This is a genomic window from Corallococcus sp. AB018 (genome assembly GCF_003986945.1).
Taxonomy (GTDB): Bacteria; Myxococcota; Myxococcia; order Myxococcales; family Myxococcaceae; genus Corallococcus; species Corallococcus exiguus.
Map to the genome: position 1 here is coordinate 12,450 of NZ_RAWR01000104.1, position 21,561 is coordinate 34,010.

Annotated in this window: 19 protein-coding genes; 10 read left to right on the plus strand and 9 right to left on the minus strand. The window is 69.6% G+C overall.

Annotation, left to right across the window (positions count from 1 at the left end):
• The first annotated feature begins 11 nt into the window (after positions 1 to 11).
• Positions 12 to 1,121: an alpha/beta fold hydrolase gene (locus D7Y11_RS22320; RefSeq protein ID WP_120577527.1), complete on the plus strand. Its 1,110-nt coding sequence runs from the start codon at positions 12 to 14 to the stop codon at positions 1,119 to 1,121.
• 101 nt (positions 1,122 to 1,222) lie between these two features.
• Here the strand turns inward: D7Y11_RS22320 and D7Y11_RS22325 are convergent, their stop codons facing one another.
• The 7 genes from D7Y11_RS22325 to D7Y11_RS22355 form a co-directional block, all read right to left on the minus strand.
• Entirely contained in the window at positions 1,223 to 2,848 is a 1,626-nt protein-coding gene (locus D7Y11_RS22325; RefSeq protein ID WP_120577526.1) for a sodium/solute symporter, read from the minus strand.
• Between the two features lie 10 nt (positions 2,849 to 2,858).
• Positions 2,859 to 3,137: a DUF485 domain-containing protein gene (locus D7Y11_RS22330; protein WP_120577525.1), complete on the minus strand. Its 279-nt coding sequence runs from the start codon at positions 3,135 to 3,137 to the stop codon at positions 2,859 to 2,861.
• Between the two features lie 44 nt (positions 3,138 to 3,181).
• The gene (gene acs / locus D7Y11_RS22335) at positions 3,182 to 5,146 is read right to left on the minus strand and encodes an acetate--CoA ligase (RefSeq protein WP_126934717.1); all 1,965 of its coding nucleotides are present in this window, start codon (positions 5,144 to 5,146) and stop codon (positions 3,182 to 3,184) included.
• A gap of 11 nt (positions 5,147 to 5,157) precedes the next feature.
• Complete coding sequence (locus D7Y11_RS22340; RefSeq protein WP_120577523.1) at positions 5,158 to 6,261, minus strand: porin; 1,104 nt, start codon at positions 6,259 to 6,261, stop codon at positions 5,158 to 5,160.
• Positions 6,262 to 6,418: 157 nt separating this feature from the next.
• Positions 6,419 to 7,804, minus strand: coding sequence for a sigma-54 dependent transcriptional regulator (locus tag D7Y11_RS22345; protein WP_126934718.1), 1,386 nt, complete (start codon positions 7,802 to 7,804; stop codon positions 6,419 to 6,421).
• On the minus strand, positions 7,801 to 10,755 hold the full coding sequence (locus D7Y11_RS22350) for an ATP-binding protein (protein WP_126934719.1): 2,955 nt from the start codon (positions 10,753 to 10,755) through the stop codon (positions 7,801 to 7,803). Before D7Y11_RS22350 ends, D7Y11_RS22345 begins: the two co-directional genes overlap by 4 nt.
• Positions 10,752 to 10,943: a hypothetical protein gene (locus D7Y11_RS22355; RefSeq protein WP_043322057.1), complete on the minus strand. Its 192-nt coding sequence runs from the start codon at positions 10,941 to 10,943 to the stop codon at positions 10,752 to 10,754. Before D7Y11_RS22355 ends, D7Y11_RS22350 begins: the two co-directional genes overlap by 4 nt.
• A gap of 59 nt (positions 10,944 to 11,002) precedes the next feature.
• Between D7Y11_RS22355 and D7Y11_RS22360 the strand changes: the two genes are divergently transcribed.
• Positions 11,003 to 12,541, plus strand: a complete 1,539-nt coding sequence (locus D7Y11_RS22360) for a GspE/PulE family protein (protein ID WP_126934720.1) — start codon at positions 11,003 to 11,005, stop codon at positions 12,539 to 12,541.
• Here D7Y11_RS22360 and D7Y11_RS22365 read toward each other — a convergent pair.
• Together D7Y11_RS22365 and D7Y11_RS22370 are read right to left on the minus strand one after the other, a co-directional pair.
• Positions 12,507 to 14,108 carry a PAS domain-containing sensor histidine kinase gene (locus D7Y11_RS22365; RefSeq protein WP_126934721.1) on the minus strand — a complete coding sequence of 534 codons (1,602 nt, stop codon included), beginning with the start codon at positions 14,106 to 14,108 and terminating at the stop codon, positions 12,507 to 12,509. The two genes, D7Y11_RS22360 and D7Y11_RS22365, sit on opposite strands and share 35 nt — an antisense overlap.
• Positions 14,109 to 14,315: 207 nt before the next feature.
• Positions 14,316 to 14,888, minus strand: a complete 573-nt coding sequence (locus tag D7Y11_RS22370) for a dihydrofolate reductase family protein (protein WP_126934722.1) — start codon at positions 14,886 to 14,888, stop codon at positions 14,316 to 14,318.
• A 106-nt stretch (positions 14,889 to 14,994) separates the two neighbouring features.
• Here D7Y11_RS22370 and D7Y11_RS22375 point away from each other — a divergent pair, with 106 nt between their 5' ends.
• The 8 genes from D7Y11_RS22375 to D7Y11_RS22410 all read left to right on the plus strand — a co-directional run.
• Positions 14,995 to 15,363 carry a hypothetical protein gene (locus tag D7Y11_RS22375; RefSeq protein ID WP_126934723.1) on the plus strand — a complete coding sequence of 123 codons (369 nt, stop codon included), beginning with the start codon at positions 14,995 to 14,997 and terminating at the stop codon, positions 15,361 to 15,363.
• Positions 15,364 to 15,377: 14 nt separating this feature from the next.
• Positions 15,378 to 16,610, plus strand: a complete 1,233-nt coding sequence (locus D7Y11_RS22380) for an AHH domain-containing protein (RefSeq protein WP_126934724.1) — start codon at positions 15,378 to 15,380, stop codon at positions 16,608 to 16,610.
• A gap of 6 nt (positions 16,611 to 16,616) precedes the next feature.
• Positions 16,617 to 17,189, plus strand: coding sequence for a DUF1629 domain-containing protein (locus tag D7Y11_RS22385; protein ID WP_120577515.1), 573 nt, complete (start codon positions 16,617 to 16,619; stop codon positions 17,187 to 17,189).
• Between the two features lie 39 nt (positions 17,190 to 17,228).
• Positions 17,229 to 17,801, plus strand: coding sequence for a DUF1629 domain-containing protein (locus D7Y11_RS22390; RefSeq protein WP_120577514.1), 573 nt, complete (start codon positions 17,229 to 17,231; stop codon positions 17,799 to 17,801).
• Positions 17,802 to 17,812: 11 nt separating this feature from the next.
• Positions 17,813 to 19,018 (plus strand): P1 family peptidase, encoded by a 1,206-nt coding sequence (locus D7Y11_RS22395; protein ID WP_120577513.1) that lies wholly within the window; start codon positions 17,813 to 17,815, stop codon positions 19,016 to 19,018.
• A gap of 78 nt (positions 19,019 to 19,096) precedes the next feature.
• Positions 19,097 to 20,284 carry an enhanced intracellular survival protein Eis gene (gene eis, locus D7Y11_RS22400; protein WP_126934725.1) on the plus strand — a complete coding sequence of 396 codons (1,188 nt, stop codon included), beginning with the start codon at positions 19,097 to 19,099 and terminating at the stop codon, positions 20,282 to 20,284.
• A 74-nt stretch (positions 20,285 to 20,358) separates the two neighbouring features.
• The gene (locus D7Y11_RS22405) at positions 20,359 to 21,333 is read left to right on the plus strand and encodes an NAD(P)-dependent oxidoreductase (protein WP_126934726.1); all 975 of its coding nucleotides are present in this window, start codon (positions 20,359 to 20,361) and stop codon (positions 21,331 to 21,333) included.
• 11 nt (positions 21,334 to 21,344) lie between these two features.
• Positions 21,345 to 21,561, plus strand: a 217-nt coding sequence (locus D7Y11_RS22410) for a WGR domain-containing protein (RefSeq protein WP_126934727.1), incomplete at its 3' end; no start/stop codon positions are given.

Genomic DNA, 21,561 nt, shown 5'->3' on the forward strand with positions numbered 1-21,561 from the left:
GTTCACAGGGCATGCGGACCCTGAACGACACCTCGAAGCGCGTCTCCCTCTCCCTGTTCGGCCTGGGCCTGTCGCTCACGGCCCTCCCGGCGTTCGCAGGCGAGGCGCCTACGCCCCAGGAGGTCATGCGGGAGGCCCGGCGCAGCGTGCTCACGGACGGCATCGAGAAGGCGGAGGCCGTGCGCATCGGTGGCATCGACCAGTGGATTTCGGTGCGCGGGCGCCACAAGGACAACCCGCTCTTGCTCTTCCTTCACGGAGGGCCGGGCTTCACCGCGCTGCCCACCGCGTACTTCTACCAGGGCGAATGGGAGGAGTACTTCACCGTCGCGCACTGGGATCAGCGCGGCGCGGGGAAGACGTATGCCCTCAATCCCCCGGACAAGGTGAAGCCCACCATGACCGTGGACCGCATGGTGGCGGACGCGGAGGAGGTGGCCGCGTACCTGCGCAAGACGTACGGCAAGAAGCGCATCGTGCTCGTGGGCCACAGCTGGGGCACGGTGCTGGGCGTGAAGCTCGCGCGGATGCACCCGGACTGGTTCGACGCGTACGTGGGCATCGGACAGGGGGTGGACATGCCGAAGAACGAAGCCCTGGGCTACGCGGCCACGCTCGCCGCGGCGAAGGCGGACGGCAACAAGAAGGCCATCGAGGACCTGGAGTCCATCGCCCCGTTCCCGGACCCGAAGGACCCCGCGCGCACGCTGGCCAACCTGCACAAGGAGCGCCGCTGGCTCATGCACTATGAGACCCACGGCTGGCGCGCGCCGGACTGGCACGGCGCCGAGGTCTGGCGCTACAGCCCGGACGTCACCGGCAAGGACATGCAGGCGCGTGACGAGGGCCTGGATCTGAGCCTCGCGGCCTTCTGGGCGCCCATCACCCAGCTGAACCTCACGAAGGAGAACCGCTTCGCGCTGCCCGTCGTCTTCTTCCACGGCCGGCATGACCGCACCACGTCCGCGCAGCTGTTGGACTCCTGGTTCGCCACCGTCCAGGCGCCGTCGAAGAAGCTCGTCTGGTTCGAGGACTCCGCGCACATGGTGCACGAGGAGGAGCCCGGGAAGGTGCTCGTTCAACTCGTGCAGGACGTGCTCCCGCTCACGCGCGGGAAGTAGTCACGAAAAAGAAAGGCGGAACCCGAGCCCCTTTGGAAACTCCCGGGTTCCGCCCTGTCCTTCACGCCGAGGAAGAAACCGTGAAGGACCGCCGAGCAGCTTCAAATCTTTTGGGGTGCCTCCGGGATGCCCGGAGGCACCGTGCCCGCCACGCCCGTGGGCACCGTCACCGGGGGCGTCACCGCCGCGCCCACGTGCATGCGGTGCTCCACCTCCGCGAACCGCGCGGACGCCTCCGCCTCCGGTGCCAGCACCGACACCACCCATCCGACGATGAAGGACAGCGGGATGGTGACGATGCCCGGGTTCTTCAGCGGGAAGAGGGCGGACGCGTTGCCCAGCAGCTCCACCTGCACCGTGGGCGACAGGAAGATGAGCAGCACCGCGCTGATGGAACCGGTGAGCATGCTGGCCACCGCGCCCTTGGTGGTGAAGCCCCTCCACAGCATGGACAGGAGCAGCGCGGGGAAGTTCGCGCTCGCCGCGATGGCGAACGCCAGGCCCACCATGAAGGCCACGTTCTGGTTCTTGAAGACGACGCCCAGGATGATGGCCAGGATGCCCAGCGCGAGGCTGGCGATGCGCGCCACCATGAGCTGCTCCGCCTCCGGCGCGTGTCCCTTGCGCACCACGCTGGACCACAGGTCGTGGGACAGCGCCGCCGCGCCCGACAGCGTCAGGCCCGCGACCACCGCGAGGATGGTGGCGAAGGACACCGCGGAGATGAAGCCCAGGAAGCCCGTGCCGCCCACCACCTCCGCCAGCATGGGCGCCGCCATGTTGCCGCCCTTGTCCACGCTCACGATGGCCTGACGGCCCACCAGCACGGACGCGCCGAAGCCCAGGATGAACGTCACCAGGTAGAAGAAGCCGATGAGGCCCGTGGCGTAGAACACGCTGGTGCGCGCCGCCTTCGCGTTGGGCACCGTGTAGAAGCGCATCAGGATGTGCGGCAGGCCCGCAGTGCCGAACATCAGCGCCAGGCCCAGGGAGAGGGTCTCCAGCGGGTTGGACACCAGCTTGCCCGGCGCCAGCGCCTCCGGCCCGTAGCGGTTCACCGCCTCGCTGAAGAGCGCCGCGGGGCTGAAGCCGAACTTGTACAGCACCGAGATGGCCAGCGCCGTCGCGCCGCCCAGGAGCAGCACCGCCTTCACGATCTGCACCCACGTGGTGGCGATCATCCCGCCGAACAGCACGTAGAGGATCATCACCGCGCCCACGATGACGACGGCCGTCTCATAGGAGAGGCCGAACAGCAGGCGGATGAGGTTGCCCGCGCCCACCATCTGGGCAATCAGATAGAAGACGACGACGGTGAGCGTGCCCACCGCGGCGGACAGGCGCACCGGGGTCTGCTTCAGGCGGTAGGCCACCACGTCCGCGAAGGTGTACTTGCCCAGGTTGCGCAGGGGCTCCGCGATGAGGAAGGTCACCACGGGCCAGCCCACCAGCCAGCCCACGGAGTAGATGAGCCCGTCGAAGCCGGACGTGGCCACGAGCCCCGCGATGCCCAGGAAGCTGGCGGCGCTCATGAAGTCGCCCGCCAGCGCGAAGCCGTTCTGCCCGGCGCTGATGCCGCCACCGGCGGCGAAGAACTCCGACGTCGTCTTCGTCTTGCGCGCCGCCCAGTAGGTGATGGCCAGCGTGATGCTGACGAAGAGGAGGAAGAAGACGATGGCCGTGGTGTTGGGCTGGCCAATCTGCGTGCCCGCGGTCGTGGGATTCATGGGTGGCCTTTCAGCGGCGCAGTTCGTCGAGGGCGCTGTCGTACTTGCGGTTGGCCCAGCTCATGTAGACGCCCGTCAGAACCCAGGCGCAGAGGATGGTGAGCGCTCCCAGCACGATGCCGACGGACAGCCCCGGCATGAACTGGTGCCCCATCAGCGGCCGGTTGAAGGCCACCAGCAGGATGAAGCCCAGATAGACCACCAGCATCGCCACCGTCAGCGCGCCGGCCACGCGCCAGCGCCGCGCGGCGAGCGCCTTCAACGCCTCGTCCTTGGAATTGCCGTACATCGGTGTTCCTCCTTGCGAAGCGTGAAAGGGACCGCGAGGGGACTTCAGCGGCGCGAGGCCGGAGGCAGGCCCTTGGTGAGCAGCTCCTCCAGCACGGCGGGGTCCGCGAGCGTGCTCGCGTCGCCCAGGTTCTCCGTCTCGCCGCCGGCGATCTTGCGGAGCATGCGGCGCAGAATCTTCCCGGAGCGCGTCTTGGGCAGGCCCGACACCAGCACCACCCGGTCCGGCGTGGCGATGGGCCCAATCACGTGGCGCACCTGTTCGCGCAAGCTGCCCACCATCTTCTCGTCCGGCGTGCGCAGGAAGTCTGGCTTCACCGTGACGAAGGCGCACACGCCCGTGCCCTTCAACTCGTGCGGGAAGCCCACCACGGCGGCCTCGGCGACGGCCTCGTGGGCGACGAGCGCGCTCTCCACCTCCGCGGTGCCCAGGCGGTGGCCGGACACGTTGAGCACGTCGTCCACGCGGCCGGTGATCCAGTAGTAGCCGTCCTCGTCGCGGCGGCAGCCGTCGCCGGTGAAGTACAGCGGCAGGAAGCGCGCGTAGTACGTCTCCACGAAGCGCGAGTGGTGGCCGTACAGCGTGCGCGCCTGGCCCGGCCACGAACGCGCGAGGCACAGGTTGCCGTTGACGCCGTTGCCTTCCAGCTTCTTGCCCTCTTCATCCACCAGCACCGGCTCCACGCCGAAGAAGGGGAGGGTGGCGCTGCCGGGCTTGCAGGGCGTCGCGCCCGGCAGCGGCGCGATGAGGATGCCGCCCGTCTCCGTCTGCCACCAGGTGTCCACCACGGGGCAGCGGCCCTCGCCCACCACGTCGTGGAACCAGCGCCAGACCTCCGGGTTGATGGGCTCGCCCACGCTGCCCAACAGGCGCAGCGACTTGCGGGACGACTTCGTGACGAAGCTGTCGCCCTCCTTGATGAGCGAGCGCAGCGCGGTGGGCGCGGTGTAGAGCATGGTGGCCTTCAGGTCGTCCACCACCTGCCAGAGGCGGCTCGCGTCCGGCCACGTCGGGGTGGACTCGAAGAGGACCGTGGTGGTGCCCGTGCTGAGCGGGCCGTACACGAGATACGAGTGGCCCGTCACCCAGCCCACGTCCGCGGTGCAGAAGTGCACGTCGTCCGGCTGCGTGTCGAAGATGTAGCGGAACGTCGTGTTCGCGTAGACGAGATATCCGCCCGTCGTGTGCAGCACGCCCTTGGGCTTCCCGGTGGATCCGGACGTGTAGAGGATGAAGAGCGGATCCTCCGCGTCCATCCACTCCGCGGGGCAGACGCCGCGGTGCTTCTGCACCTCCACGTCCAGCCAGTGGTCGCGCCCCTCGCGCATGGGCACTTCCTTGGGCGTGCGGCGCGCGACGAGCACGGACGTCACCTGGGGCAGCCCATCCAGGGCCTCGTCGGTGATGGCCTTGGTGGCCACGCTCTTGGGGCCGCGCGGGCCCTCGTTGGCGGTGATGACGACCTTCGCGCCGGAGTCCAGCACGCGCTCGCGCAGCGAGTCCGCGGAGAAGCCCGCGAACACCACCGAGTGCACCGCGCCGATGCGCGCGCACGCCAGCAGCGAGTACACCAGCTCCGGAATCATGGGCAGGTAGACGATGACGCGGTCGCCCTTCCGCACGCCGTGCGCCTTGAGCACATTGGCCAGGCGGTTCACGTGGTGGGCGAGGTCGCGGAAGGTGATGGTCTCGTACTCGCCGGGCGTGTTCTTGGCCCAGAGGATGGCGGCCTTGTCCGGGCGCGCCTTCGCGTGGCGGTCCACACAGTTGACGGTGACGTTGAGCTTGCCGCCCACGAACCAGGCGAAGTCGGCGGCCTGTTCGTTCACCTCACGGATGGACTCCGGCGGGTGGAACCAGGTGAGCTGCCGGGCCTGTTCGCCCCAGAAGGCGTCCGGGGCGTCCAGGCTCTGACGGTAGAGGCGCTGGTACTCCTCCAGGCTCTGCACATGCGCGGTACGGCGGAAGGCTTCCTTGGGCTGGAAGAGCGAATCCGTGTCGGTGGCCATGGGTGGAGTCCTCAGTAGAAGAGCTGGAGCTGGGCGGTGCCGGTGATGCCCGTGGTCGTGTGGGCGATGTCTCCCACGCGTGACACGGCCACCTCCGTCTTCAGGTTGAAGGTGTGCTTCTGGAACCAGAGGTTGAGGCCGGGCTTGAACGTGAGCAGGTCCGTCGACGGCACGCGCCCGTTGAAGTACTCGCTGCTGAAGACGGGCTCGACGATGCCGATGCGGTAGCCCAGCTCCACGAAGAAGCCGGTGCCGCTGCGCACGTTGTCGAAGCCCTGCTGCCAGGAGAAGACGTTGCTCTGGAAGACGAACTCCTGGTTGTCGCCGATGGGGATGTCCAGGAACACGTCCGCCGCCATGGCCACCGCGGAGTGGATGCCGGAGGCGGTGGCGATGGCGTTGTACTGGTAGTCACCGCCCACGCCGAACGACAGCATGGGCTGGTCCGTGAAGTAGATGCCGCGCAGGAACTGGTCGTACTCTTGGCCCCAGACGTTGTAGCGCGCGGTGCCCACGACGCGCGGCAGGTCGTCCGCGTTGACCGTCTGGCCATTCTCCAGCTTCGCGCCCTCCACGCCGTTGAGGATGGCGGCGCGGTACGTCCAGGGGCCCGCGAAGCCGCGCACCTGCACGCCCATGTCGCGCCACACCTTGCCCACGCCTGGCGGGTAGCGGATGAGGTCGGAGTGGTAGTCCACCGTCTGGAGCGCGATGGCGCCCTGCAGCGCGTGGTGCGACAGCGGCGCGAGGATGAAGCCCGCCTCCACCCACGTCTTGTCCGCGAACTCGTACGCGACCGTGGCGTCCTGGATGTAGAAGGCGACGCTGTAGTCGCCGTTCTTGCCGAAGTTCGGCTGGTCCGTGTCGATGAAGAACGACAGCTTCTTCGTGATGGAGCCGAAGAGGAGCAGCCGCACGCGGCGCAGGAAGAAGTCCGTCCCCACGCCGCCCGTGGGCGCGCCGTCCTTGACGAGCTGCATCTGCGGGTGCAGCAGCACGTCCACGTTGAGGACCGCGTCCTCGGTGATTTGAATCTTGCCCGCCGCCGCCGGCAGCGCGGTCAGCAGGGCCGTGAGCACCAGAAACCGCGACAGGGGATGGGGGACGGGGCGCATGGGTCCCCATCCCCTGAGCAACCCCCGTTCCACCCGGTCGCGCTCCGGGTTTCAGGACCTTGGGGGTTGGCTCGCCGCGTCAGGATGTGGCGGAAGGTGACAGGGCGTTACCCCCCGTAACGATTCGTGCAGCGCGTCGTAACACCCGGGTAACGCCTCAGGCGCGGGTGCGCGGGATGCCCAGCCGCTGACGCTTCTCCCAGAGCGTCTTGCGGCTGATGCCCAGCCGGCGAGCGAGCTCCGTCTCGCCCATGCGCTCCTGGTGCTCCAGCACGAAGCGGCGGAAGTACTCCTCCATGGAGTCCGGCGAGCGCGGATCCTCGCTGGCCGGGACGAGCGGGAAGTCCGTCTCCTCCAGCGCGGGCGGGCTGCTGTCCGCTCCCGGCCCGCCCGGTGGCTCCAGCGCCAGCAGGTCGGCGGTGAGGAGCGGCCCATCCGCGAGGATGACCGCGCGCTCGATGGCGTTCTCCAACTCGCGCACGTTGCCCGGCCACGGATGCTGCGCGATGGCCGCCAACGCGTCCGGGGACAGGGACGCGGGCGGGCGCCCGATGCGTCGGCTGGCCCGCTCCAGCAGGTGTTTCGCCAGCGCGGGCACGTCCTCGCCGCGCTCGCGCAGGGGTGGCAGGCGGATTTCGACGACGCGCAGGCGGAAGTAGAGGTCCTGGCGGAACAGCCCCTCCTGCACACGGCGGGGCAGGTCGCGGTGCGTGGCCGCGAGGATGCGCACGTCCACCTTGCGCGAGCGAGTGGCGCCCACCCGTCGCACCTCGCCGTCCTGGAGCATGCGCAACAGGCGCGCCTGCGCGGGCGCGGGCAGCTCCCCAATCTCATCCAGGAAGAGCGTGCCGCCGTGCGCGGCCTCTACAAGTCCCGCGTGCGCGGCCTGCGCGCCGGTGAAGGCGCCCTTCTCGTGGCCGAACAGCTCGCTCTCCAGCAGGCCTTCGGGAATGGCGGCGCAGTTGACCGCGATGAGCGGCCCCTCCGCGCGTGGGCTCTGCGCGTGGACGGCGCGGGCCACCAACTCCTTGCCGGTGCCGGACTCGCCCAGCACCAGCACGGTGGCGGCGGAGGGGGCCACCTTGCGCACGCGCTCGAACACGTCGCGCATGGCGGGGGAGTTGCCCACCATGCCTCCGGGGGACCAGGTCTGCTCCACCTCGCGCTTGAGGGCGGCGTTCTGGCGGGTGAGTCGGCCCTCGCGCAGCACGCGCTCCACCTGGAGCAGCAGTTCGTCGTGGTCGAAGGGCTTCGCGATGTAGTCCACCGCGCCCAGCTTCATCGCGTCCACGGCGGACTTCACCGTGGCGAAGCTGGTCATGATGAGCACCGGCACGCCCGGACACAGCGCGATGATGTCCGTGCCCGGCGGCCCGGGCAGGCGCAGGTCGGAGATGACCAGGTCGAAGGCGTCCAGCGTGTGCTCGGCGGCGGCCTCCGGTACGGCGCCGGCTTCCGCCACGTCGTGGCCCGCGCGGGTGAGCAGCCTTCGCAGCTCCGTGCGGATGATGGGTTCGTCCTCGATGACCAGGATGCGGCTCAAGCGGAGGCCTCCTGCTTCAGTGCGTCCGCGCGGGGCAGGCTGAGCGTCACGCGGGTGCCGCCGTCCTGGCGGGCCTCGATGCGCAGCGTGCCGCCGTGCTCCCGCACGATGCCTTCCACCAGCGTGAGGCCCAGGCCGGTGCCTTCGCCGGGCTGCTTGGTGGTGAAGAACGGCTCGAAGATGCGTTGCGACAGCTCCGGGGCGACGCCGTGCCCCCGGTCCTCCACCTGGATGCGCACCTGGTCTCCCGAAGCTTCCGCCAACAGGTCCACGCGCGAGCCCGCGGGCGACGCGTCGATGGCGTTGGTCAAGAGGTTCACCAGCACCTGCTCCAGCCGCTGCGCGTCGCCGCGCACGTCCAGTCCGTCCGGGCTCTGGTGCGTGCACTCCACGTCGCGCGCCTTGCGCGACAGCCGGGCCAGCTGAGCGGCCTCCGCGAGCAGCGGGCCTACCGCCACGCGCGTGAAGGGCCGGGACTCGCCACCGACCGTGCCCGAGTGGCCGAAGCCCACCAGCGCCCGGACGATGGTGTCGATGCGGCGGCACTGCTGGAGGATGAGCCCCACGCGCTCGCGCACGGCCTCTGGATCCTCCAATTCGTATTTGAGGTTCTGGCTGATGCTGGCGATGGCGGTGAGCGGGTTGCCAATCTCATGCGCCACGCCCGCGGCCACCCGGCCCAGCGACGCGAGCCGGTCCTGGTGCGCGAGCCGCGCGTCCACCGCCTTGCGCTCCGTCCAGTCCTCCACCAGGAACGTGATGCCCGTCTCCCCACCGCTGGTGTCGTCCGAAGGCGCGAGCCGCGAGCGGTGCAGGCGCAGCGAGCGCTGCTTGCCTTTCACCATCACGCGCACCTCGTCGTCGCCGCAGGGCGCCCGAGCGAGCTCCGCGAACAAGGGGCCCCAGGGCTCCGGCAGGCGCGCGAGCGGCTGTCCGCGCGCGGAGTCCATGGGCACGCCCGACAGCGCCTCCAGCGCGGCGTTCCAGATGACGACCTCTCCGTCGGGGCCCATGGCGCAGACACCCAGGGGCAGGTCCTCCAGGATGCGGTAGAGGTAGCGGCGCACGACCTCCAGCTCGCGCAACGGGCCGCGCATGTCGCGTGCGTCACGCAGCCGCTCCTCCACGAAGCGCAGTTGATCCGCCAGGGCCGTGCGCGTGCCGGGGTCCAGCCGCAGCGCTTCGCCCACCGCGAGCCGCGCCAGCACCGGACCGATGAGGCCGGAGAGGTTGCGCTCCACGCCGTCGCGCAGGCGGCGCAGCTCCGCGGGCCGGCGCTCGTCGGGGGACAGCTGCAGCGCCTCGCGCGCGCGGTCCACCTCCGCCGCGGCCACCTGCGCGCCCAGCACGGGCTCCAGCTGCCGGCGGAACTCGTCAGGGGAGCTGGCCACCACGCTGCCCTCCGCGAGCCCCGGCGCCTCGCGCGCGCACACCCGCGCAGCCTCCTTCTCCTCCACGGACTGGCGCGTGACGAGCGACACCGCCACGAAGCACAGGGAGTTGAGGGCCAGCGAGGTGAAGGTGGCGAAGCCCCAGGGTTCGTCCGCGCTGAAGCCCAGGGTCACGGAGATCTGATTGGTCCACGCCACCAGTGACGGCGGCTCCCACAGCGGGGCCAGCAGCGTGAGGGCCCACGTCGCCCCGCCCGCCAGGAGCCCCGCGAGCAGCCCCGCGCGCGTGGCCTTGGGCCACATCAGGAGCCCCAGCACGCCCGGCGCGAACTGCGCGGTGGCCACGAAGGACACGAGTCCCAGGTCCACCAGCCCCGTCGCTCGCGCGTTCAGCAGCCGGTAGAAGCCGTACCCCGCCAGGATGACGGCGGCGATGAGCACGCGCCGGGCCCACAACAACCACCCGTAGAGGTCGTCACGTCCGCGCGTGGTGCTCAGCGGCAGCACCAGGTGCGTCAGGCACATGGGGGCGAGCGCGAGCGTGGTGACGATGACCATGGCGCTCGCCGCGGACACGCCGCCCAGGAAGGCGATGAGCGCCATCAGCGGGGCGCCCTTCGTGATGGGCACGGAGAGGACGTGGAAGTCCGCGGGCCAGGGCAGACCCAGCGCCTCCCCGGACCACAGCAGCACGGGCACCGCCACGTTGATGAGCAGCATCAAGAGCGGGTAGGCCCACGCGACGGTGGCCATGCCGTCGCGCTCGGGCGCTTCCGTGAAGGCCACGTGGTACTGCCGGGGCGTGAGGAACGCGGCGATGGTGGAGAGCACCAGCAGCGGCGCCCAGGACGCGTCGCGAGCGGGCCGCTGGAGGGCTTCCACCGCCTCAGGGTGGCGGGTGAGCCAGTCGTTGAGCCCTCCCACTCCGCCGAAGACGGACACCACGCACCAGCCCGCGACGATGAGCAGCGCCAGCAGCTTCACGCCCGACTCGAAGGCGATGGCCAGCATCAGGCCTTCATGCCGCTCGCGCGGGGCGGGGTGGCGGGCGCCGAAGAGGAGCGCGAAGACGATGAGCACGCCGCAGAAGCCGGGGCCCACCAGCGCGGGGGAAGCGGCGGGGCTCAAGAGGCGCGCGGACTCCACGACGGCGCGAATCTGGAGCGCCAGGTAGGGCATGCTGCCGGCCAGCGCGAACAACGTCACCGCCGTGCCCGTCACCTGGCCGGGGTAGCGGAAGGCGAGCAGGTCCGCGAGCGAGGTGAGCTGCAACTCGCGCGTCAGCCGCAGCAGCGGACGCCACAGCACGGGGGCGAGCAGGCACGCGAGCGTGAGGCCCAGGTAGATGCCCAGGTAGCGGAAGCCATGGCGGGCCGCGTAGCCCACGCTGCCGAAGTAGGACCAGGACGTGGCGTACACGCCCAGGGCCAGCGCGTACGTCAGCGGGTGCTGGGTGATGCGCTGGGAGATGCGGCCCTTCTCCGCCGCGTAGGCCACCAGGAACAGCACGCCCAGGTAGGCCATGGAGGCGATGACGAGCGGGCCCAGCCCCAGCGTCATGGGCGCAGGCTCCGGTGCGCCACCCACCCGCCCAGGGCGATGACGCCCAGCCACACGACGAAGGGAAGCGAAGCGGGAGCCCCTTCAGCCAGCCACAGCCGGCGCAGCGGCGAGCCGAACAGCAGCACCGCCACGGCGAACACCAACAGCGACGGCATGGCGGGAGGGTCCGCGGGGGGCCGCGACATGCCGGGGAGGATAGCAGCCCCGGAAGGCCGCGAGGGGGGCCGTGATAAGCCGGCAGGCCATGGCTCCCCCGGACGTGCCCCCGTTCTCCGAACTGCCCCAGTTCACGCTGGACCGTGCATCGCTGCGCCTGCTCCCCGAGTCCTTCTGCCGCCGCCTGGGCGTCGCGGTGATGGGCAAGGTGGACGCGGCCCACGACACGGAAGCCGTGACGGTGGCGATGCTGGACCCGGAGGATGAGTCCGTGCGCTGCCGCATCGCGGACTTCCTGCGCCGGCCGGTGCGCCCGGTGCGGCTCAACCGCTACGAAATCGATTCCGCATTGGAGGCGGGCTTCGGCGCGGGCGAACACGCGTCGGTGGACGTGGTGCTGAAGGCGGGCACGGAGCTGTCCCAGCGGCCCACGGCGGTGGAGTTGGTGAACCACGTGCTCGCGGTGGCGGTGACGCAGAACGCGTCCGACATCCACCTGGAGAGCTACACGGACGACGTGGACCTGCGCTATCGCGTCGACGGCATCCTCCACCAGACGTACACGGACATCTCCCCGGACTCGCTGCCGGAGGTGGTGAGCCGCATCAAGGTGATGGCGGGGCTGGACATCTCGGAGAAGCGGAGGCCCCAGGACGGCCGCCTGCGGGCGCTCTACGAAGGCGCGGCCGGGCGGAAGTTCGTGGACTTCCGCGTGAGCGTGGTGCCCTCACCCGCGGGCGAGGACGTGGTCATCCGCCTGCTCGACGCCACGGTGGGCCTGGTGCCGGTGGAGAAGTTGGGGATGACTCCGGAGTTGCAGGCCACGGTGCTGCGGCTGCTCGGCAACCCGGAGGGGCTGGTGCTGGTGACGGGCCCCACGGGCAGCGGGAAGACGACGACGTTGTACGCGGCGCTGGCGCGGCTCAACGATGGACGCAAGAAGATCATCACCGCGGAGGACCCGATTGAATACGTGGTCCCCAAGGTGAACCAGAAGCAGGTGTCGCCGCAGATGCCGCACCTGACGCTGTTGCGCGCGCTCCTGCGGCAGGACCCCAACGTGATGCTGGTGGGCGAGATTCGAGACCTGGAGACGGGCAGCACCGCGTTGATGGCGGCGTCCACGGGGCACGTGGTGCTGGGCACGCTGCACACGGCGGATGCCATTGGCGCGGTGAGCCGGCTGCGCGGGTTGAAGCTGGAGGACGGGGACATCGCGGAGGCGCTGCTCGCGGTGCTGGCGCAACGGCTGGTGCGGCGCATCTGTCCGGAGTGCGCCGCCCCCACCACGCCGACGGCGGATCAGCTGGCGCTGCTGGGGCCGCTCCTGGATGGCGTGCAGCCTCGGGCGGGGCAGGGCTGCGAGGCGTGCCGCCACACCGGCTTCAAGGGGCGCGTGGGCCTCTTCGAGCTGCTGGTGGTGGACCCGGAGCTGCAGCTGCTCATCGCCACCGGGGCGCCGGGCGTCCAGCTGCGCCGGCACGCCCGGGCGCGGGGCTTCCGCACGCTGGTGGAGGACGCGCTGGCGAAGGTGGCGGCCGGGGTCACCACGCTGCACGAGCTGACGCGCGTGGTGCCCTACCGCTACATCCTCACGGCTCGGGAGGAGCGCCAGGCTCCGGGGTGACGTCCGGGCCCGGAGGTAGCATCACGGTGAAGGTCGAGCCCTCGCCGAGGATGCTGCGCACCTGCACGACGCCGCCGTGGGCTTCGATGATCTGCTGGGTGATGAAGAGGCCCAGCCCCAGCCCGCCGTAGTTGCGCTCGGAGACGGCGCGCACGAAGCGCTCGAAGACGCGCGGCTGGTCCGAGAGCGGGATGCCGATGCCCTCATCCTTCACGCTCAGCACGGCCAGCCCGGCGTCCATGCGGACCCGGATGTGGACGGGCTTGCCCGCGCCGTACTTGAGCGCGTTGGTGAGCAGGTTGGTGATGACCTGATCCATCCGGGCCCGGTCCCAGTTCCCCTCGATGGGCGCGGCGGCCTCCAGCGTGACGGTGCAGCCGACCTGCGCGGACTGGGGCGCGTAGCGGGTCACCACCTCCCGCGCGAGCGAGGTCAGGTCCATGGGGGCCCGGTCCAACCGCAGCTGGCCCATGCTGATGCGAGACACGTCCAGCAGGTCCTCGATGAGGTCCGACAGCTTGCGCACCTGGCGGCGGGCCACCTCCAGGTCGCGGGCGATGCGCTCCACGGGCAGGGTGGCGGAAGGGTGGTTCTCCACGGTGCGCAGCAGGGCCGTGAGCTTGAGCTGGAGCGGGGTGAGCGGCGTCTTCAGCTCGTGCGAGGCGACGGAGAGGAACTCATCGCGGGCGCGCACGGCGTCGCGCAAGAGCTCCAGCTCGCGCCGCTCCTGGGTCTGCTTACGCTGGGTGATGTCGCGCGTCACCTTGGCGAAGCCCTGGAGCTTGCCGTTCGGGTCGCGCAGCGCGGTGATGACGACGCTGGCCCAGAAGAGGCTGCCGTCCTTGCGGACGCGCCATGCCTCCTCCTCGAAGTGGCCCTCGTGGGCGGCCACCTGGAGGGCGTGCCAGGGCTTGCCCCGGGCCACGTCCTCCGGGGGGAAGAAGCGGCTGAAGTGCTGGCCGATGATCTCCTCGGCCTTGTACTGCTTGAAGCGCTCGGCGCCCGCGTTCCAGGTGGAGACGCGGCCATCCGGGTCGAGCATGTAGATGGCGTAGTCCTGGATGTGCTCGACGAGCAGGCGGAAGCGCTCCTCGCTCTGCAGCAGGTGCTCCTGGGCGAGCTTGCGCTCGGTGAAGTCGCGGGTCACCTTGCCGTAGCCCACGAGCTGGCCTTGGGCGTCGCGCATCGCGGTGATGACGACGTTGGCCCAGAAGAGGCTGTGGTCCTTGCGGACGCGCCAGCCCTCCTCTTCGAAGCGGCCCTCGCGGTTGACGACCTCCAGGTCCTGCTGGGGCTTGCCCCGGGCGATGTCCTCGGGTGTGTAGAAGTGGCTGAAGTGCTGGCCGAGGATCTCCTCGGCCTGGTAGCCCTTGATGCGTTCGGCGCCGGTGTTCCAGCTCATGATGTTGCCCGCCAGGTCCAGCGTCAGGATGGCGTAGTCCTTCACGCTGTCGATGAACAGGCGCAGCTGCGCGCCCATGTCGCGAGACGCGTGAGGGGTCGCGTAGGCGATGTCGCCACCGCTGGCGGACGAGGGAGGCTGGCTGTCGTCCAGGGGACTTCGCATAGACGGTCCAGCGTAACGCACGGTGGGGGGCTTCGGTGAGGAACGACGGGGCGGATCCATCCACCACCCAACCCTGCTGGCAGACCGTGCTTCCGAGCGAAGCGGAAGCGCACACCCTGCGTGGAGAACCCGTCGTTTCCCGGGGGCCGCATTGGCCCCGGGTCCAATACGCGGGCCTGGGGCCGGCGTGATGCGCGGCCGGCCCGGCTAGGGCTTGAGGTGGTCGTAGCTCAGGAAGACGACGCCGCAGTCGAGCGTGCGCGTGCCTGTGAGCTTCATGCGGTGGGGCGCGAAGCCTGCTTCAACGAGGCGGATGCCCTGGCCGACGAGGACGGGGTTGACCTTGATGATGAACGCATCGATTTCGGAAAGCAGCTCGGCCGCAAGGGCGCCGCCGCCGCACAGCCAGATGCCCAGTCCGTCGCGGGCCTTCAGCTCGCGCACGGTGGCGAGCGGCGTGCGGGAGAGGTTGACGCCGGGGTCGGGGCTCTTGGTGAGGGTGCGGGAGAAGACGTGGTGTTCCAGGTGTGGGTACGCGTTGGTGACGCCCGCGTCCAGGCCGACCTGATAGGTGTTGCGGCCCTCCAGCACGGTGTCGAAGTGCTTGCCTGGGCCGGTGATGCCCTTGAAGGCGCGATAGGCGGCGGGGAGCGTCTCCGGGTACTCGGCGGCGATGGCGTCGAAGTACTCCTGCTCCGTGCTGAAGAAGTCGTACGCGCCGGTGGGCGAGGCGATGAAGCCATCGAGCGAGGTGGCGACGTAATAGGTCAGTTTCCGCATGGGCGTGCTTCCTCCTGAAGTCAGGGCTTAGCACCGGGCGGGCGGACGCACCTGTTAGAACGGCGGCGTCGGTTGCCTGCACGGCAATCACAGAGGAGGGCGTGCCATGCGGATCCTGTGGATGCTGGGAGGAGTGGTGCTGGGTTCGGTCCTGACGGTCATCGCCGGGGTCGCGCTGTGGTTGCACGACACGGGGCCCACGCGAGCGGGGATTGAAGTGCGCGTGGAGAACCGCACCGGCCAGGACGTGCGCGAGGTGCGTCTGGAGCACGACCACGGCCAGGTCCTCTACCGGGCCATGGGCAAGGGGGACACCGTGGCCCTGACCTATCCCGTCCGAGGTGAGTCGTCGTACAGCCTCGTCGCCGTGTTGGAGGACGGCCGGGAACTGCGAGGCGGCGCGGGCTACATCGAGCGTGGGGCTCGGACGCGGGAAGTGCTGGAGCCGGAGCGGGTGGTCTCGTCGGATCCGTGAGCCGTGGAGGGCACATGAAGCTCTGGGCAATGGCCGTGCTGCTGTGTCTGACGGCAGGCTGCGCGACGACGCGCGTGGTGAACCTCGACACGGGGCGGGGCAGGCCCATCGCCTATTCGCCGGTGGAAACGAAGCCGGTGCGCATTGACGAGGATGCGTTCAGGGACGCGGTCACGCAGCTCGTGCTTGAGCTGAAGCTGGATGTCGCGGTCCGGGAGGACGGCCGACGCTCCCTGCTCGCGTCGGCGGGAGGCATCGTCGCGGGCGCTCAAGGTCGGCACGTGCTCCGCTTGAGCGATGACTTTCCCCTGGACCCGATGGAGCGGAGGAGCATGGCGCTCTCCTTCGCGCTCGATACGGTTTGGGAAGGGGTGGCGGACGCGGTGGAGGACCTGATGAATCCCGCCGCGCTGCGGACCATGGTCACGGCGATGATTGGCACCGCGATGGTGATGCTGGTCGCACCGGAGCCTGTCACCAAGCTGGTCGCGGTGGTTCTGACGGCTTCGCTCATCGCGTATCTGGGCACGGGGCCTGTGTGGAACATGGGGCAGGCCTTCTTGCGGCTCATGGACGAGTCGCGGGACGCCCGGGACGAGGCTGCTCTGAAGGAGGCGGGGCATCGCTTCGGGCGCGTGCTTGGGGACAACGGGGCCCGGGTGTTGGTCATCGTCGCGATGACGGCGCTCGGTGGCAGGAACGCGATGGCCGCGCAGGCGCCTCGGATGCCGGGCTTCCCTCAGGCAGCGCTGAGGGCGGAGGTGGAGGGTGGGTTCCTGCTATCTCGCGCACTGGCCGGTGAGGTGCGGTCCATCTCTGTGTCGTCGGCGGGAGTGCTCAACGTCACATTGGCGCCCACCGCCGTGGCTGCCGTGGCCATGGGGCCCGGTGGCGGAGGGATTCAGGGGGACCCGGAGGGAGATGTTCATCACATCTGCACGGATAAGAACGAGGTGTCGGAGCAGTCAGGTGGCCCCTGGACACCCGTCTTCGAAGACCTCTTCCAGACCGCTGGAATGAAACTCTCCGACGCCGCGAATCAGGTGCGCATCCAGGGGCATCGGGGACCGCATCCCCGCGAGTACCACGCAGAGGTTCTGCGCCGGCTCCGGCGTGCAATGCAGGGATGCCAGGACGCCGGGCAGTGCCGTGCCGCATTGGTTGACGAATTGGCGAAGATCGCGAAAGAGCTCGTGACTGCTGGGACCAAGCTGCGGAAGCTCATCACGAAGAATCCCCAGGGGTGAGTCATCATGCCGCGACACTTCTTCGAGCTCGACTTCGACATTGATGCCCCGGGCCGCTGGTATCTGCGGGAGCCCACTGACCTGGATGGGAAACCGGTTCCAGACATCTGGGCGTTCGTGTCCGGGAAGACCGTCACGGACCCCGGACCGCTTCGTGTGCCACTGTCTCGGCCCGGGCGGTCGTTGGACTTCGACAAGACGACGGTGGCTGGGACGCCCATTGTCAGTGGGCGCATCGCATCCGTGTTCCGCGAGTTGGCCCCGAATGACGTGCAGCTCTTCCCGGTGGAAGTCCAGGGCCGGACCGAGCCCTTCTACCTGCTCAATGTGATGCGCGTGATCCGCTGCATCGACGATGCCGCCTGTGAAGAGGCTCGGCTCTGGACGCCCGAGGATGGACGTCCCGACAAGGTAGGGGAGTACCATGTCGTTTCCGGCTTGCGCATTGACACCTCGAAGGTGGGCAATGCCGCCGTCTTCCGACCCTGGGGCTATCTGTTGCCCATCATCCTGGATGGACAACTCAAGGACGCCCTGGAGCAGACCGGCATCGTGGGCGGACAGTTCGTCGAAGTGTAGAACCAGGTGGTCTTGTCGGATCCGTGAGGTGCAGACGCAATGGAGCGACGGTTCTTCGACCTGGATGTTGATGTGTACGTACCGGGGCGGTGGTACTTCAAGACACCGACTCACCTCGACGGTCAGCCACTGGATAACCCTTGGGTATTCACGCGCGGGACTTCCATTCCCGACCCAGGCCCACTGCGTATTCCGCTATCCCGTCCTGGGAAGCCCCTGGACTTCACGTCCGCGGGCGTAGGGGTCACGCCCGTTCTCAGTACTCGGACCGCAGAAGTTTTTCGCGCGCTGGCCCCCAACGACGTGCAGCTTTTCCCCGTGCAGGTCGAGGGCCAAACCGAGCCCTATTTCCTCTTGGTCGCAACGCGTACGGTCCGCTGCGTTGATGAAGTGGCGAGTGAAGAGGTCCAACTCTGGAAGCCAGAGAACGGGCAACCCGAGAAGGTGGGCCAGTATCTGGCCATCGCTGGGTTACGTATCGACAAGACAAGAGTCGCTGACGAACGGGTGTTTCGTCTGTGGGGATGGCGGCCCGCGCTCATCGTCGATGGAGAACTCAAGTCCGCTCTGGAACAGACCGGCATCGTGGGAGGACAGTTCGTCGAAGTGTAGAACCCTTGCCCATGGAACTTCGTCCCGCCGTCCTCCTGGGCCTGCTGTGCCTCCTGCCAATCACAAGCACCGCCCGCCCGCGGTCCAGTGACCTGGGCATTCCCTTTGGCGGACATCCCGGTGCGCTCAATGCCATCACCGACGTGAAGGGCGTTGAAGTGGGCCACGTCACGCTGAACACCGGCGCACAGGTCCGGACTGGCGTCACCGCCGTGCTGCCCCGGGGCCGCGAGGCCGTGGCCCAACCCGTCTTCGCCGCGACCTATGACCTCAACGGCAGCGGTGAGATGACCGGCACCCATTGGGTGAAGGAGTCCGGCCTGCTCTCCGGCCCCGTGATGATCAGCGACACCCACGCCGTGGGCGCCGTGCACGAGGGCGTCATCGCCTGGGCCCAGAAGCGCGACCTCACCTGGGAGCTGGGCCTGCCCGTGGTCGCGGAGACCTGGGACGGCTTCCTGCACGACATCGATGGCTTTCACGTCCGGCCCCTGCACGCCATGCAAGCGCTTGACGCCGCGCGCCCGGGGCCTGTCGAGGAGGGCTCCGTGGGCGGCGGCACGGGCATGATCTGCCATGGCTTCAAGGGCGGTATCGGCACGGCCTCCCGCAAGCTCCCGGCAGAGCAGGGCGGCTACACCCTCGGCGTGCTCGTGCAGTGCAACTACGGCAGCCGTCGCCTCTTCTCCGTCGCGGGCGCTCCCGTGGGCGAAGAGATTCCCGACCTGCGCTCCTGCTACTTCGGAGACACTCCTCCCAAAGGCCCCTACCGCGCCAACCTGCCGCCTTGCTCGAAGCGAGCCAGCGCCGGCCCGCCGCCTCCGGAAGGCATGGGCTCCATCATCATCGTGGTGGCCACCGACGCGCCGCTCCTTCCGCACCAGCTCGACCGCGTGGCCCGGCGCGTGCCTCTCGCGATTGGGAAGATGGGCGGCCTGGGGGAGAACTTCTCCGGCGACATCTTCCTCGCGTTCTCCACCCAGCCCGTGAGCGCCACGGAGGTCGCTCCGGTCTCCATGCTCGACAACGAGCGGATGTCCCCCCTCTTCGAAGCCACCGTGCAGGCCACCCAGGAGGCCATCCTCAACTCGATGCTCGCCTCCGACACGATGACCGGATTCCAGAACGTCCGCGTCCACGGCCTGCCCTCGGACCGGCTCGTGAAGTCCCTGCGGAAGTACGGACGCCTGCCGCCAGCCCCGAAGCCCACGAAGTGACAGCGGATCCGCCCGGCCTTCCCGCGCTCCATCCGCTGCGCCATGCTGCGCCGCCTGACGCCAGCAAGGGGATGCGGGATGGAGACGGACGACTACGGAGCGCCGAAGGATGAGCAGGAACTGGCCGCCATCGCGGACATCACCGCGCAGGCGTTCGCCATGCCGCTCGCGGACTCCGACACCGTGGTGCGCAAGAACTTCTCCGAGTCCTCGCTGCGCATCCTGCGCGTGAACGGCGAAGTGGCCGCCACGCTCACCCTCATCCGCATGGGCCAGTTCCTGGGTGGCCGCTCGGTGCCCCTCATCGGCGTGGGCGGCGTGGGCGTCGCTCCCGCGCACCGGGGCGCCGGCGCCGCCACGCGCCTCTTCCATCACTTCCTGCGCGAGATGCGTGACGAAGGCGCTCCCCTCTCCGTCCTCTACCCCGCGACCCAACCGCTCTACCGGCGCGTGGGCTACGAGGTCTCCGGCGCGCGCTACGAAATCCACGTCGAAGCGGCCTCGCTGGAGCTGGGGGAGCGCTCGCTGTCCCTGCGCCCCATGCGCCCGTCCGACGCCGCGGCGGTGGAGGCGTGCTACCGGCGCTTCGCCTCCCAGCACCACGGCTGGTTGGACCGGGGCGACTACATCTGGCGGCGCGTGCGCACGCCCCGCAACGACACCGCCTACGGCTACGTCGTGGAGGGCACGTCCGGCGTGGAGGGCTACGTGTACCTCGTGCGGGGCCTCTCGCCACAAGGCGCCGTGCCCACGCAGGTCCTCAAGCTCACGGACTTCACCGCCACCACGCCCGCCGCCGCGCGACGGCTCCTGCGCTTCCTGGGCGACCACCGCTCGCTGGCGCGGGACGTGATGTGGTTCGGCGGCGCGGACGAGCCGCTCCTCGCGCTGCTGCGCGAACAGACCTACCAGGTGAAGCTCTCCATGCACTGGATGACGCGCCTGCTGGATGTTCCCCGCGCCCTGGAGGCACGCGGCTTCGCTCCCGGCCTGTCTGGCGCGCTCCATCTGGACGTGGAGGACGACCTCCTCCCGGAGAACACGGGGCGCTTCGTGCTGGAGGTGGAGGGAGGCACCGCCCGCGTCCGGTCCGGCGGCGAGGGCCGCCTCAAGCTGCACGTGCGCGCCCTGGCGCCGCTCTACACCGGCTTCCTCTCGCCCCGAGCGCTCCAACTCGCCGGCATGCTGACCGGGGACGACGCGTCGCTCGACACCGCCAGCGCCCTGTTCGCGGGCCCCGCCCCCTCGCTGCGCGACATGTTCTGACGGACAGGCGCGGGCTACCCGGCCCGCGCGGGGAGTGGTAGGAGCGGCGTCTTCGGTCGGAGGAGGCTTCACACGTGCGCGCGTTCGTCACCGGTGGCTCGGGGTTCGTCGGGAAGCACCTGCTCGCGGCGCTCGCGAAGCGCGGCGAACCGGCGCGTGCGCTGGCCCGTTCGCCAGAGGCCGCGCAGGACATCCAGGCCGCGGGCGGCGAGCCGTGGGAGGGCGACCTCACCGACCCGGAGCGCCTGCGCCTGGGCATGGAGGGCTGCGACACCGTCTTCCACGCCGCCGCGCACGTGAAGATGTCCGGCCCTCGCGCGGCCTTCTATGAAACCAACGTGCGCGGCACGGAGGCCGTGCTGGAGGCGGCGCGCGCGGCCGGCGTGAAGCGCTTCGTGCACGTGAGCACGGAGGCCGTGCTCGTGGACGGCGGCCCCATGGTGAACCTCCACGAAACGCACCCGCTGCCCGAGCGCCCCGTGGGCCCGTACCCGTCCACCAAGGGCCAGGCTGAACGGCTCGTGCTCCAGGTCAACTCGCCGGAGTTCACCACCGTCGCCGTGCGGCCCCGCATGGTCTGGGGACCAGGGGACACCACCGTGCTGCCCGCGCTGGTCGCCGCGGTGAAGTCCGGGCGCTTCCGCTGGATTGGCGGCGGGCACTACCTGACGTCCACCTGCCACGTGGCCAACGTGGTGGAGGGCATGTTGCTGGCCGCGGAGAAGGGGCAGGGCGGTCAGGCGTACTTCCTCACCGACGGCCCGCCCGTGGAGTTCCGCGCCTTCGTCACCGCGCTCCTGAAGACGCAGGGCGTGGAGCCTGGCTACAAGGCCATGCCCACCGCGCTGGCCGCGACGGTGGCCGTGGTCAGCGACTTCGTCTGGGACATCCTGGGCCTCAAGAGCACTCCGCCCCTGTCCCGCACGGAGCTGCTGCTCGTGGGCCAGGAGGTGACCGTGAGCGACGAGAAGGCCCGGCTGGAGCTGGGCTACACGGGCAGCGTGTCGCGGGACGAGGGATTGCGCTCCCTGGCCACGAAGGTGGAGTAACCTCCGCGTCCATGCGCAGGTTCGAATTCGTCGACGGCAACAGCTCCAAGTTCTGGATGCCCGAGGTCCAGGGCGCCAACTTCATCGTCACCTACGGCCGCATCGGCACCGCGGGGCAGCGCAAGGAGAAGGCCTTCCCGGACGAGGAAGCCGCCCTGCGCGAGTACAACAAGAAGGTCGCGGAGAAGGTCCGCGAGGGCTACGCCGAGGTGTCCACCGGCGAGGCCC